At 60.8% G+C, this 14,575-nt stretch carries 10 protein-coding genes; all 10 read left to right on the plus strand.

What is annotated here, in order from left to right:
* Window positions 1-418 precede the first annotated feature (418 nt).
* The 10 genes from VHE12_07315 (at window position 419) to VHE12_07360 (ending at window position 14,569) form a co-directional block, all read left to right on the plus strand.
* Entirely contained in the window at window positions 419-1,465 is a 1,047-nt protein-coding gene (locus tag VHE12_07315) for an SIS domain-containing protein (GenBank protein ID HVZ80593.1), read from the plus strand.
* A 188-nt stretch (window positions 1,466-1,653) separates the two neighbouring features.
* On the plus strand, window positions 1,654-2,709 hold the full coding sequence (locus VHE12_07320; protein HVZ80594.1) for a hypothetical protein: 1,056 nt from the start codon (window positions 1,654-1,656) through the stop codon (window positions 2,707-2,709).
* Complete coding sequence (locus tag VHE12_07325) at window positions 2,706-4,019, plus strand: sugar ABC transporter substrate-binding protein (protein ID HVZ80595.1); 1,314 nt, start codon at window positions 2,706-2,708, stop codon at window positions 4,017-4,019. The genes VHE12_07320 and VHE12_07325 overlap by 4 nt, the downstream gene beginning before the upstream one ends.
* Window positions 4,016-5,767, plus strand: coding sequence for a glycosyl hydrolase family 18 protein (locus VHE12_07330; GenBank protein ID HVZ80596.1), 1,752 nt, complete (start codon window positions 4,016-4,018; stop codon window positions 5,765-5,767). Before VHE12_07325 ends, VHE12_07330 begins: the two co-directional genes overlap by 4 nt.
* A 203-nt stretch (window positions 5,768-5,970) precedes the next feature.
* Window positions 5,971-7,389: an ROK family protein gene (locus VHE12_07335; GenBank protein HVZ80597.1), complete on the plus strand. Its 1,419-nt coding sequence runs from the start codon at window positions 5,971-5,973 to the stop codon at window positions 7,387-7,389.
* A gap of 125 nt (window positions 7,390-7,514) precedes the next feature.
* Window positions 7,515-8,381: a PIG-L family deacetylase gene (locus VHE12_07340; GenBank protein HVZ80598.1), complete on the plus strand. Its 867-nt coding sequence runs from the start codon at window positions 7,515-7,517 to the stop codon at window positions 8,379-8,381.
* Between the two features lie 278 nt (window positions 8,382-8,659).
* Window positions 8,660-9,358: a carboxypeptidase regulatory-like domain-containing protein gene (locus tag VHE12_07345; protein ID HVZ80599.1), complete on the plus strand. Its 699-nt coding sequence runs from the start codon at window positions 8,660-8,662 to the stop codon at window positions 9,356-9,358.
* Window positions 9,355-11,184 (plus strand): adenylate/guanylate cyclase domain-containing protein, encoded by a 1,830-nt coding sequence (locus VHE12_07350; GenBank protein HVZ80600.1) that lies wholly within the window; start codon window positions 9,355-9,357, stop codon window positions 11,182-11,184. Before VHE12_07345 ends, VHE12_07350 begins: the two co-directional genes overlap by 4 nt.
* A 98-nt stretch (window positions 11,185-11,282) precedes the next feature.
* Window positions 11,283-12,815: a pitrilysin family protein gene (locus tag VHE12_07355; protein HVZ80601.1), complete on the plus strand. Its 1,533-nt coding sequence runs from the start codon at window positions 11,283-11,285 to the stop codon at window positions 12,813-12,815.
* A gap of 326 nt (window positions 12,816-13,141) precedes the next feature.
* Entirely contained in the window at window positions 13,142-14,569 is a 1,428-nt protein-coding gene (locus tag VHE12_07360) for a pitrilysin family protein (protein HVZ80602.1), read from the plus strand.
* Window positions 14,570-14,575 lie beyond the last annotated feature (6 nt).

The following is a 14,575-nucleotide window of genomic DNA, read 5'->3' on the forward strand; positions in this document are numbered from 1 at the left end:
TACAAGATGAAAAATAAGATCCGATAATGACTTTTGAAAATCAATTTATTTTCACGACGAGAATGATGAGGATCGAACGTAATGAGATTATCCAGTTTTGATAATCTGTGGTTGTACCAAATCGTTATGTACATATTCGTTCCGATTTTATTTTTGCTTGGGATTTATGCTATTGGGCTCTTGGTCAAATTTAGGGAGAAGGGAATTAAAAAACTTAGAAAACTAATAAAGTTCAGAAAGCGAAATTTTTAACCACCATTTAGTACCGTTGCTGTAGCAACCTTGATGTTTTGCTTTGAGGAATGTGCCTGTAAAGTCGATTTTCATTGACGATAAAAAACTGATATTAAAAAGTGTATAAAACGATATACCCCTTTTTCCTTTTCGGCGAAGCTAAGGCCGAAAGAAAGGGGTTCCCTTGAACACCACCCAAACCCTGATGGAAAAAGAGATCCAGGAAAGCCCCCGGGTGCTCCGGAGGTTCCTGGTCCGCCAGTGGAAGGCCCTGGCCGACGCAGCCGAGGCCGTGGCGGCGCGCCGCCCCAAGTTCGTCATCCTGGCCGCCCGCGGCACCTCCGACAACGCCGGCACCTATGCCCGCTACCTGATCGAGAAGGAATGGGGCATCCCCGTCTCCCTGGCCGCTCCCTCCATCATGACCCTCTATGGCGGCAAGGTGGACTACGAGGGCGGGCTGGTCCTGGGCGTCTCCCAATCGGGCGAGGGGCCGGACGTCTGCTCCATCATCCAGAAGGCCCGCTCCCAGGGGGCGCTGACCATCGGCATCACCAACAACCCCAAGTCCCGGCTGGCCCGGGAAGCGGAGTTCGCCATCGACATGATGGCCGGCCCGGAAAAGAGCGTGGCCGCCACCAAGACCTACACGGCCGAACTGCTGGTCCTCTACGGCCTCATCGAATGCGTGGTCAAGGGCCGCAAGGTCCGCGCCGAACTGGCCCAGGTGCCCCGCCTGGTCGAGGAAGGCTGCCGCCTGTCGCGGGCGGTCTGGGAATCCTCCTACCGTTTCCTCCATCTCTCCTCCTGCGTGGTCGTGGGCCGCGGTTTCCACTACGGACTCGCCCAGGAAGCCGCCCTGAAGCTCAAGGAATGCGCCCAGGTCATGGCCCATGCCTACTCGACCGCCGATTTCCACCACGGTCCCAAGACCCTGGCGGGGAAGGATTTCCCGGTCATCCTCCTGGCGCCCCCGGGACAGACCCTGAAGGGGACCCTGGAACTTTTGGACGAGCTCAACGAACGCCAGGCCCTGGTCATGGCCTTCAGCCCGGTCAAGGCGGTGCTCAACAAGGCGGCCATCCCCCTGGAAACGCCGGCGGGGAGCGAGATCCTCAATCCGATCGGAATGGCGCCCATGCTACAGACCCTCGCTTTGGCGGTGGCGACGGCGAAGGGATTGAACCCGGACCAGCCGCCCTATTTGAAGAAGGTGACGCAAACGCACTAAGGAGTATTTGAAGAACTCTCGAATTCCAGTGGAATTTGAGAGCCGTCGGCTGAGGGTGGAGTTGATAGAAGATCTTTCAGCCGGCCGGGTGACGCAGACACACTGAGCGGGATTTTTACAAGCTGACCGGTTCAATGGTATTGGGTGCTGTAACTCGGCCTGCGGTGCGGGCGTAACAGGAGAAGCGAATGAAATTCGGAACGGCCTACTTCGGCAACATCATCCTCAAACATTTCATCGAGGACATGAAGGAAGTGAAGCGCCAGGGTTGCTCGGTCATCGTCCTTTGCTTCGCCGAGAACGACCTGGCCTTCCACAAGGAGACCTTCAAGAACATGACCAAGGAAGCCCAAAAGCTGGGGCTCACCGTCCTCATCGACCCTTGGGCCATCGCCGGGGTCTTCGGCGGGGAATCCATGACCCAGGTGCCCCTTTGGCACACCGACGAGCGCCAGGTGCGCAGTGACGGAAAGGTGGCTCCGGCCCTTTGCCTGAACGGCCCCTCCTTGACCGTTTATTTGAAGAAATGGATCGACGCCGCCTCCACCTTCAACGCCGATTACCTGCTTTGGGACGAGCCCCACTTCTACCTGAATTGGCTGGACGCCTACGGCTCCTGGGCCCCGAACCCTTCCGCTTGGTCCTGCCGCTGCGACTTCTGCCAGAAGAAGTTCAAGAAAGAGACGGGGAAGGCCCTGCCCAAGGAGCACACCGAGGAAGTGAAGGAGTTCAAGCGCCGCTCCACGCGCGATTTCCTGCTGGGACTGACCCGCTACGCGGCCTCCAAGGGCCAGAAGAACGCCATGACCTTCCTGCCGGGGGAGAAGGCCTGGTTCCTCAAGGATATGTGCTCGGAAAAGAGCATCCACGTGATGGGCGGCGAGACCTATTTCGAATACGACGCCTCCCGCCCGAAGGACGTCCACAAGCACGCCCTGGAACATACAAGGGAAATGAAGATCTGGTCCCGCAAGTACAAGAAGCCCCTGCTGATGTGGGTGAAGGGCTTCCTGGTGCCCAAGGGCTACGAACAAGACGTCCCCGATGCCATTCGGGGGGCCGTGGATGGCGGCGCCGACTGGGTCGCCATGTGGGGTTTCGAGGGCACCAAGCACGTTTCGGACAAGGCTTGCGGGGATTCGGACAAGGTTTGGGAATTGATGGGGCGCTCCTTCAACGGGTACCTGAAGGAAACCTCCAAAAGGGCGCATGCGTCCAAAGTCAAGAAAGGGGTGACGGTATGAGGAAGATCCAAGGGATGGGGAAGGGGTTCCTGGGGGCGCTGCTGCTCCTGGGGATGCTGGTCCAGGGCTGTTCCAAGACGAGCGACGCCCTGAAGATCTCCTCCTGGGGGGACATCAAGGAGAACACGATCCTCCAGGGCCTGATCGACGATTTCCAGAAGGCCAACCCGGACATCAAGGTCGAATTGCAGCGGGTGCCCTGGGGAGAGTACAACACCAAGCTCCTGACCCAGTTCGCCGGCGGACTGGCCCCGGACGTGATCTTCGCCTCCACCGACAACATCGGGGACCTCTATTTCCGGAACGTGCTGGAACCGTTGGATCCCTATATCCAATCCGATCCCGCCTACGCTTCCACCCTGAAGGACTTCTATCCCACCCTCATGAACCGATTCACGGTGAACGGCAGCCTTTACGTCCTGCCCCGGGACATCTCCCCGGTCTGCGTGCTCTACTACAACAAGAAGGAGTTCCAGGAAGCGGGCCTTCCCATGCCCTCGGACGACTGGGACTGGACCGACTTCCTGAAGGCCGCCAAGGCCCTGACCAAGGTCGATCAGGCCGGACGGACCACCCAATGGGGCATCACCGAGGACTGGGCCATGATCGAGCCCTGGGTCTATTCGGCCGGCGGCCGCTGGGTCGATAACCCGCAGAAGCCCACTAAGTGGGCCTTCGATACCCCCGAGTTCATCAAGGGCCTGCAGTTCCGCGCCGACCTGATGAACAAGTACAAGGTCATGCCTTCCCCGGCCAACATGACGGCCATGGGCGGCGTGGGCGCCTCCGACATGTTCGTGAACGGCACCGCCGCCATGTTCATCTCGGGCATCTGGAAGACCCCGCAGTTCCGCGACATCAAGACCTTCGACTGGGACGTCGCCTTGTTCCCCAAGGGGCCGGGCGGCACCCGCGGCTACCAGAGCGGCGGGTCGGGCTACGGCATCCTTTCCACCTCCAAGCACAAGAAGGAAGCCTGGAAACTGGTCTCCTTCCTGGCCGGCCCCGAGGGCGAGAAGAAGATGGCCTCCACCGGACTGGTGCAGCCCGCGCTCATGAGCGTGGCCAACTCCCCCGTGTTCCTCGACGGCCAGAAGCCCTTGAACAAGAAGATCCTCCTCAAGGCCGAGCCCTACGGCATCTTCATGCCGCTCATGGTGAACTGGCAGGAGGTCTACCAAGGCAACGTGATCCCGACCTTCGATAACCTCTGGCTGGGCAAGACCGACGCCGCCGGCGCCGTCTCCCAGCTCTGGAAGAAGATCAAGGACCGTTCCTTCGGCACGGACCAAAAAGGAGGGGCGAAATGATGAAAAGCCAAAGTCCCCTCCATCACGGAGGCACGGAGACACGGAGAAAGGCGGGGGGGATACTCCTCGCCGCCCTTCTTTTGTTGCCGGTTTGTCTTCACGCTCAAACACAGGTTGCGGGACCCAAGAAAAAAGGTCCGGTGGCCATTTCAGGTTGGGTCACGTTTTGGGACCAAGGTCACAAATCGGTGGCCAGTTTTGTCAAACACGCGAATCAAATCGATCGTGCTTACTTCGAATGGTATCACCTGTCGCCGGATGGCATGCCAGCGCCTGTTACTGATGCGACCGGGGATTTGAAAGCCCAGGTTATGGCCGCCGCCAAAAAAGGAGGTTGTGAGACTTGGTGGATGATCGGTAACTATAACGTCGCCATCGGGGCTCATGATGCCGGATGGGTCGAAAAGTTCCTGAATGACGGTGATCTCCGCAAACGCCATATCCAGCAGTTGATCGACTATGGGAAAGCCGACGGAGTCGAAGGGATCCAGATCGACTATGAGGAACTTAAGGCTGAGGATAAGGCAGGGTTCTCAAATTTCATGGCGGAATTGGGCAAGGCTTGCCAGGCCAATGGTTTCAAACTGGGGATCGCCGCCCATGCAAAGGTGGATGCCAATGGAACTTGGGGTGGGCCACAGGCTCAGGATTATCACGCAATTGGCGGGGTGGTCCAGCAATTCATGCCCATGACCTACGATCTTCATTGGTCTACCAGCGGGCCGGGATGCGTGACTGCTCCCGAGTGGGCCGAGACTTGCATCAAATATGCGGCATCCGTTATTCCTGCCCCTGAACTGGAAATAGGTTATCCAGTTTATGGTTACGATTGGGTCGGAACACATGGTGATACTTTGACTTGGTCCGGCTTCCAGGACCTGTTGCAAAAATATAAACTTACTCCCGTCCGTGACAACGACTACAGTCAAGAATTGAAGATCAATTACACGGATGACAAAAACCAACAACATGAAGCGTGGATCCCGGATTCCCAATGTCTGGAAGCCCAAGCCAATGTGGTAAAGCGAAACAAGCTTTATGGGTTGGGGGTTTGGTATTTTGGGGCCGAAGATGAAAGTTTTTGGACCACTATGGCCAAGATCAACGGAACAACCGAGGAAACGCATTTTTTCACCTCCGGAAGTCCCAACGTTGTGGCGGAAACTTCTGCGGGGCCTTTGCCGGTCAAAGATTTGATCTCAGAAAAGGCGGCGGCTGATTATTCCTATGCCTATCCTGAAGGTTCCAAGATTGTCATTGTGGATAAGCAAGGCAAACGTTGGGTGGATGTTTCCCTGAAGGGCACGGCTTGGTCTGGATTTGGGGTGGGCATGTCCCGCAAGAATCTGCTTCCTTATCGACAATCAGGGGCTCTTCAATTTTATATACGCGGGGCTAAGGGCGGAGAAACTAATTCAGTTTGTTTCATTATGGAAAAAGGAATGCAGGCCGACGAGAAATATAACCTGGTTTCTGAAGTTCAGTTATCGGACTATTGTAAGGTCACGACCCAATGGCAATTGGTGACCATACCCCTTTCGGATTTTCCGGAGAACGGTTATCACCATGATGATGCGACCGGCGCTAAGATCACGGGTCCCTTTAAATGGGAACGAGTCCTGGAATTCGGGGGGAATCATACCCCGACAGCCGACGCGAATTGCGAAATGTTTTTTTCCTCCGTCCGAATTATTCCGTCTTATGACGCCAAAGCCGTGGAAAAAGCCAAGTTCCGGGCTCTGCAGTAGAAGAAGGATCGATCTTTTGTCATCGCGAGGAGTGCTCCGCGAACTGCGGGGCGTACACGACGTGGCGATCTCAGTCCAAGATAGGTCTTTTCCAAGGAAGTTTATCTGGAACTGAGGTTGCTTCGTCATCAACGTCCGCCTATTTGGCGGCCATTCCTCGCAATGACACCCAAAAATGGTTCAACCCTTTATAAGGAGGGCCCATGACCACCCAAGCCGCCGAAAGCCTCCTGCAAGTCGCCCCGGCCCTCGCGCCGCCCCTGGACCCGGTCTATCGTCCGGCCGTGCTGGGGCACCGCCGCTTCGTGGAGGCGGTCCTCAAGAGCGGCCAAGGCGTTCCCTTGAAGCTGGGGTTGGAGCGTTCCGGCGGGCAGATCGGGGTCTTCGAGACCGTCTGTTTCCCCGAGGGCCACGCCCAGTCCGGAACCTCCTACCGTTACGCCGAGCGGCTGGTCAAGTTCCTGCTCTGGCAAAGGGGCGGGTCCAAGGTTTATGTGGCGGGGCCCAAGTCCATCGCCGACCGCCTCAAGAAGGACTATGCCCCGGGCGGCGCGCGGGCCTTCGACGCCGACTTCATGGCCAAGGTCTATGAGCGCCCCTCCTTCGAGGTGGTCCACGTGGCCGACCGGGATTTCCCCAAGGCCCAGGAGGTCTCGGCCCCCGTGGGCCGGCACCTGGAGGGCTGCCGCATCGGCTTCGACGCGGGGGGCTCCGACCGCAAGGTGGCGGCGGTCATCGACGGCAAGGAGGTCTTCTCCTGCGAGGTGGTCTGGGAACCCAAGATCACCAGCGACCCCCAATACCACTTCGACGGCATCGACGATTCCATCCGCCGCGCGGCGGAGCACCTGCCCCGCATCGACGCCATCGGGGTGAGCTCGGCGGGCATCTTCATCGACAACAAGACCCGGGTGGCCTCGCTCTTCCGCAAGGTGCCCCAGGACCTCTTCGAGAAGCGCATCAAGACCATCTACACCGACATCGCCAAGAAGTGGGGCGATGTGCCCATCGAGGTCTGCAATGACGGCGACGTGACGGCCCTGGCCGGGGCCATGAGCCTGAACGACCAGCCCGTGCTGGGCATCGCCATGGGCACCAGCCAGGCGGTGGGCTACGTGGACCACCAGGGCTACATCACGGGCTGGCTCAACGAACTGGCCTTCGCCCCCGTGGATTACGCCGACAAGGCGCCGGTGGACGTGGAGTGGTCGGGGGACCAGGGCACGGGCGTCAACTATTTCTCCCAGGACGCGGTCATCCGCCTGGCCCCGGCCGCGGGCATCGAGCTGGACCCCAAGCTCTCGCCCGGCGACAAGCTCAAGGTGGTGCAGAACCTGCTCAAGGCCGGCGACAAGCGGCCCATCCCCATCTATGAGAGCATCGGGGTCTACCTGGGATATGCCCTGGCCCATTACGCCGAATTCTACGAGCTCAAGCAGGTGCTCATCCTGGGCCGGGTCACCTCGGGCGAGGGCGGCACGATCCTCCTGGAGAAGGCCAAGCAGGTGTTGGCCTCCGTGGCGCCCGACCTGGCGAAGAAGGTGAAGGTCAACCTGCCGGACGAGGCCAGCCGCCGGGTGGGCCAGGCCATCGCCGCCGCGAGCCTTCCTTCAATTAAATAGTAAAAGCCTTATAACCACAGAGAGCACAGAGGGCACGAAGAAGACTTCCTCCTGGGAATCATTTTGATTTACTCTGTGATCTCTGTGTACTCTGTGGTTCGATCTTGGTTTTTAAGGGGTTTTTCATGGCTTCCATCTCGTTCAAAGCGGGCGGCGCCGAACTCTTCGTCCCGGACGGCAAGTCCCTGCCCGACGCCCTTTCCCGCACCACCCACCTGGGGCTTTGCGCCCACCAGGACGACCTGGAGTTCATGGCCTACCACGGCATCCTGGAATGCTTCGGGCATCCCAACGGCCAATGGTTCACCGGAGTCACCGTCACCAACGGCGCGGGCAGCGCCCGGGACGCCCACTACAAGGACTACAGCGACGAGCGCATGATGGAGGTCCGCAAGCTCGAGCAGAAGAAGGCGGCCATGATCGGGGAATACGCGGCCCACTTCCTGCTGAACTTCCCCAGTGGGGCCGTGAAGGACGCCAAGAACGCCGACGTGGCGGCCGACCTGGACCAGGTCCTGGCCCAGACCCGGCCCCGGGTGGTCTATACCCACAACTTCCAGGACAAGCATGACACCCACGTGGCGGTGGCCCTCCGGGTCATCGCGGCCATCCGCCGCATGCCCAAGGCGGACCGGCCCCAGCGGGTCATCGGGTGCGAGGTCTGGCGGTCGCTGGACTGGCTCTGCGACAAGGACAAGGTGGTCATGCCGGTGGACGATCACGAGAACCTGGCCGACGCCCTGATGGGGGTCTTCGATTCCCAGATCTGCGGGGGCAAGCGCTACGACCTGGCCACCCGGGGCCGCCGCCTGGCCAACGCCACCTATTTCGAGAGCCACGCGGTGGACAAGCACAAGGCCCTGGCCTGGGGCATGGACCTCACGCCCCTGGTCCTGGACGACAAGTTGGACCCCTTCGAACTGACCCAGGCCCATATCCAGCGCTTTTCCGACGAGGTCAAGGACCGCGTCAAGCGCATGGGCACGGCTTAAGGCCGGCCATTGGCCGCAAATTGGCGCGGATCTTCGCGAATAAGATCATTCCAAAAAATCCGCCGGAAAAAGAAATTCGATCCCGATGGGAGCGTCCATCCTCCCGGGTGCCTTTTGCCCCGGTGAACGTTGGTTGTCGTCGGATGGTTCATTGGCGCCCATTTGCGTCGATTTGCGGCGAACCGCTTGGGTTTTTCTTTCTTTTTACCCCCTGTAACTTTCCTTTGCCCTTCCGCCTTAAATATAATGACAAGCCACCACTCCTCTTAAGGAACCCTATGCCCCGCTCTCCACGGACCCTGGCCGGATGTCTTTTCGCCCTTTTGTTCCTGCTAGCGCCATCCCTCCAAGCCGCCCCCAAGGGAGGCACCTTGACCGGCACCCTGACGGTCACGGCCCCGCCCCGCAAGGCGCCGCCCAGTTCCACCAATTATGCCGGCTATGGGAACGAGAACCCCGAACCCGCCCGCGAGACCCACACCCTGCCCGAAGAGGTGGTGTTCTTCCTCAAGAAGGTCCCCGGCCATTACAAGGCCCCCAAGAAGCACGTGCAATTGGACCAGCATTTCCTCCAGTTCACCACCCGGGTCCTGCCCATCCTGAAGGGGACCACCGTCGACTTCACCAACAACGACCGGGTCTACCACAACGTCTTCACCAATTCCCAGGACAACAAGTTCGACCTGGGCCGCCGCAAGAACGGGGACAAGGCCTCGGTGACCTTCAAGCGCGCCGAGGTGCCGGTCAAGGTCTTCTGCGAGATCCACAACGCCATGAAGGCCTACATCCTGGTGCTGGACAATCCCTACTTCACCAAGTGCGGCCCCAACCAGCATTTCCGCATCAAGGACATCCCGCCCGGCACCTACACCCTGGTGGCCTGGCACGACCTCTGGGAACCCGTCGAGCAAAAGGTGACCATCAAGCGCGGCAAGACCACCGACGTGGACGTCACCCTGGACAAGACCCAGGAATGAACCCGCCCCTCAAGCCCCGCCTGCGCCTGCGGGACAAACTGCTCTTCGCCGTGGCCCTTCTGGTGGTGGTCCTGACCGGGGCCATCCTGCTGATCCTCAGCACCCGCATCCGCTCCGAGGAGGACGCCACCCTCCTGACCGACATCCAGCGCACCTTCTCGGTCTTCGAGAGCTTCGTGAGCTCCGAGCGGGAGAACCTGCGGGACAAGGCGGTCCTCATGTCGGGCCTGCCGCGCCTGACGGCGGCGCTCGACGTCAAGAAACCCAAGTTCGCCGACATGGCCAACACCGTCAGCGAGCTCTGCCTGGACCTGAGCGACTCGGTCAAGGCCCCGCCCCTCTTCATCGTGACCGACAAGAAGGGGAACATCCTTTACGACTCCCATCATCCCCCCCAGGCCATCCTGGACCTGCGCGCGGGGAAGGACCCGGCCCCAGGGCCCGAACCCACCCCCCTCCCCGCGGGCGGTTGGCCCAACATCCAGGCGGCCCTTTCGGGCAAGGACAGCCAGGGAGCCTTCCTCTATGTGGACCCGGGCGCGGCCAAGCCCGTGACCACCACCTACCAGGCCGTGACCTACCCCATCTTCAGCCCGGGCCGCAACATCCTGGGCGCCCTGGTGCTGGGCTTCTCCCTGGACAAGGAACTGGCCGAGCATATGAAGCAGATGACCAAGAGCGAGATCGCCTTCCTGGTCCGGGACCGGGTCATGGCCTCCACCTGGCCCGAGGACAAGAGCGACTACCTGGCGGGCCAGCTCAAACCCTTCCTGCCCACCGAGGCCATGTGGAAGGAGAAGAGCCTTTCCCCCTACACGCCCATTTCGCTCGGGAACGAGGAGTACCGGGCCGAATTCGCGCCCATCAAGGACAGCCTGGGAACGGCCATCGGCTCCTACGCCATCCTCCGTTCCGAGGACCAGGCCCTGGCCTTCCAGAAGAACCTCCAGCAGACCATCGTGATCATCGGGGTGGGCGGGGTGACCTTCGCCATCGTCATGGCCCTCTTCATCGCCCGCCGCATCACCCACCCCCTGACGGCCCTGCTTTCGGGGGTCCAGGAAGTGGGGAAGGGCAACCTGCAGGTGCAGGTGAAGCCCGAGACCCACGACGAACTGGGGGTGCTGGCCCGGTCCTTCAACGACATGATCCAGGGCCTGCGCGAGAAGGAGCGGGTCACCAACATCCTGGGCAAGTACATCTCGCCCGAGGTGGCCAAGAAGGTCCTGGGCGATACGGAAGGGCTGGCCCTGCGGGGGGAACGGCGCGAATGCGTGGTGATGTTCACCGACATCCGGGGTTTCACCGCCTTCTCCGAGAACATGGCCCCGGAAAAACTGGTCAAGGACCTGAACGAGTACTTCACCCTGATGGTCGACGTGGTCTTCAAGTACGAGGGGACCCTGGACAAGTTCATCGGCGACGCCATCATGGCCGTCTGGGGGGCGCCGGTGCCCTTCGAGGACAAGGAACTGCGGGCGGTGAAGGCGGCCCTCGACATGCAATACGCCCTGGGGCAATACAACAAGGCCCGCATCGACCGCAACCAGCCGCCCCTGACCATGGGCGTGGGGCTCAACAGCGGGGTGGTGGTCTCGGGGAACCTGGGGTCGGACAAGCGCACCGACTACACCGTCATCGGGGAAGAGGTGAACCTGGCTTCCCGGCTCTGCTCCAAGGCGGCCCCGGGCCAGGTGCTCATCTCCGAATCCATGTTCCGCAAGTTGAAGGGCCTGGTGGAGATGCGGGCGCTGGAGCCCATCGTCTTGAAGGGCTTCTCCGAAGCGGTTAAAGTCTACGAGGTCACGGGCCTGTCCAAGTCCTGAGGCCTTCACCGCGAAGAAAACCGTTCCCGTGATGACACCAAAAACACGGAGTAACGTCAAAAGATCGTTATCTTCTTCCGAGCAAAGGATCCCTCCCCGTGCCTTCCCAAAACAATAGGTCCTTCCGGTCTTTCTTCGCCTCTTCGCTTCTTCGCGGTGGGATCGGGGCCTCCTTTTTCCTTTGTCTGGGTGTTCTGCGGGCCGCCGGGACCCTGGACCTGCCGGTCGTCGAGAAGACCCTCAAGAACGGGATGAAGGTGCTCATCGTGGAGCGCCCCGGCGTCCCGGTCGTCTCCTTCTCCTATATGGTCCCCGTGGGGGCCCAGGACGCGCCCAAGGGCAAGACGGGCCTGCCCCACATGCTCGAGCACATGATGTTCAAGGGCACCGAGACCATCGGCACCCGGGACTACGCCAAGGAGCGGACCATCCTCGACACCCTGGACCGGATCGCCGAGGCGATGAACGCCGAGAAGGCCAAGCTCCAGCCCTCGGCGGACCGGCTGAAGGAACTGGCGGCCAAGATGAAGAAGCTCGAGGACGACGCCCGGCAGGTGGTGGTGAAGGACGAACTTTCGGCCATCTATACCCGCAACGGCGGCCAGAGCCTGAACGCCTGGACCAGCCAGGACGTGACCAACTACCACATCACCCTTCCGGCCAACAAGGTCCTGCTCTATTGCACGGTGGAGAAGGACCGGCTGGCCCACCCGGTCTTCCGCGAGTTCTATTCGGAAAGGAACGTGGTGGCCCAGGAGCGTCGCTGGCGCACCGAGTCGAGCCCCCAAGGAGCCCTCTATGAGGCGCTGGAGTCCACGGCCTTCCAAGGCAGTCCTTATAAAGACCCTTCCATCGGCTGGATGTCCGACATCTTCAAATTGACCCGCCCCGACGCCGTGGCCTTCTACCGCCAATGTTACCGGCCCGACCACGGGGTGCTGGCGGTGGTGGGGGGCGTGAAGGCCAAGGAGATCCTGCCCATCCTGGAATCCACCCTGGGCCAAGTGCCCAACCCGAAAGCGCCGCCCCTGAAGAAGGAATGGACGGTGGAGCCGCCCCAAAAGGGGCCCCGCACGGTGGTGGCCCGCTTCGACGCCGACCCCATGGCCATCCTGGCCTGGCACGTGCCGAACTTCCCGCACCAGGAATCGGTGGTGCTGGACGTGCTTTCGACCATCCTGACCTCGGGCAACACCTCGCGGTTGATGAAAAGCCTCATCTTCACCGCCAAGAAGGCCACCTCGGTGTCCTCCTCCACGGGCTTTCCGGGGGACCGGGACCCGAACCTTTTCACGATCGATTTCACGCCGGCCCCCGGCACGGACACGGGAACGGTGGCCGATTCCATCGAAGGGACCCTGAAGGACATCCAAAAGAACGGGGTGACCCTGGAGGAACTGGAAAGGGCCCGCCGGGCCGCCGAATCCTCCTATCTCTGGGGCAAGACCTCGGCGGAGGGCCTGGCCCAGGACCTGGCCTATAACCAGGCGGTCCACGGCGACTGGCGCTACCTGACCCGCTACCTGGACATGGTCCGCTCGGTGACCTCCAAGGACATCCAGGACGTGGTGGCCCGCTACCTGACGGAGGACAACCGGACCCTGGCCACCCTCGAGAGGCCGACCCCATGAAAATCGATCGAACCACGGAGAGCACGGAGATCACGGAGGCCGACAAGGATCTTGGGTCGAGGACCCAGGCCATTTCTTCTTGGGGATCGATGATCGAAGGATACGAGCGGTTTTTCTCGGAGGGATATCGCGGAATGATGAATGCCTTGAAGGTGGGTGGTTCCAGAACAAAGGGTCTCTTTCTTTTGAGAACCGATCGAACCACTGAGAGCACAGAGGACAACAAGGACTTTGGGTCGAAGACAAAGGCCATGCTTTCTTGGGGATCGAAAATTGAAGATCGCGGACAGCTTTTCTCTAAAAGTCATTACGAAATATTGAATTTCTTGAAGTTTAGTCGTTTTAGAACAAAAGGTCTCTTTCTCTGTGCTCTCTGTGTCCTCTGTGGTTCGGATGCGCTTTGGGGAAGGCCTCCTCAGCTGCCCGAGGCGCCGCCGCTGGACATCCAGGTCCCCGCCTTCTCGTCGGTGACCCTCGGATGCGGCATGAAGGTGGTCTTCCTGCCCGACCCGTCCCTGCCCCTGGTCTCGGGCCAGCTCCTGATCCCCGGCGGCAAGGTGGCCGACCCGGTGGGCAAGGAAGGGTTGGGCGAATGGCTCTGCGGAGGATTGCGGGACGCGGGCGCGGGGGACCTTTCCCCCGAGGCCTTCGACGCGGCCCTGGAGAACAAGGCGGCCTCCATGGGCGCTTCGGCCGAGATGGAGGATTACACGGCTTCCTTCAAATGTCTTTCCAAGGACCTGACGGAGGTCCTGGGGCTCTTCACGGACATGCTCCGCAAGCCCCGGTTCGATGAGAAGCGCATGGCGACCGAACGGGACCAGGATATGGACGGGCTCGACCGCCTGGAGGACACGCCCGACGCCCTATCCCGCGTGGTGTTCTACAAGGCCCTCTATCCGGGCAGCCCCTATGGCCGTTGGGCCTCGCCCAAGACGGTCGGCGCCTTCACCCGGGGGGATGCGGTGAGGCAGTACGAGGACCATTTCGGCCCCCAGGGGTCCGTGCTGGTGCTGGCGGGCAACTTCGACCAGGCCCAGGTCACGGCGGACCTGGAAAAGGCCTTCGCCGGTTGGGCCCGGAAGGCGCCGAAGGTCATGGCGCCGGAGGAAAAGCCCCAGGGCCCGGTCATTTATTTCTACCCGAAGGATGTGACCCAGGTCTTCGTCCGCTGGGGTGTCCAGGGCCTCCCCCGGCATGACGCCATGGACGTCCCCCTGCAGGTGGCCAACTACATCCTGGGCGGTTCGGGCTTCACCTCGCACTTGATGCGGGAGATCCGCTCCAACCGGGGCCTGGCCTATTTCGTGGACAGCGTGGCCCAGCCCTTCGACGGGAGGGGATTGTTCGAGGTCATCGGCGGCACCCGGCCCGATTCGGTGAAGGAGTTCCTGGAGCAGATGTTCGGCATCCTGGAGGACTTCGATAAGAACGGCCCGACGGAAGGGGAAGTGGCGGAGGCGCAAAGGTCCATGATCGAGGAGTTCGCCTACAACTTCGAATCGGTCTTCTCGCTGGCCGGCTACAAGGGCTCCCTGGATTTCCACGGCTACCCGGACGATTACCTGGCGGGCTACCGCGACCGCATCCGGGCGGTCACCCGCGACCAGGCGGCCGCAGCGGCCAAGAGGATCTTGGATCAGAAGCAGTGGGTGCTGGTCATCTGCGGTCCTCAGGACCTGCAGAAGGACCTGGAGGGATTCGGGAAAGTGATCCCGGTCACCTCGATCTTCGATCCTTTGCCGAAACCTTAGATCCTC

Source organism: bacterium (genome assembly GCA_035549195.1).
Lineage (GTDB): Bacteria > Oederibacteriota > Muellerivitia > Muellerivitales > Muellerivitaceae > DASZRK01.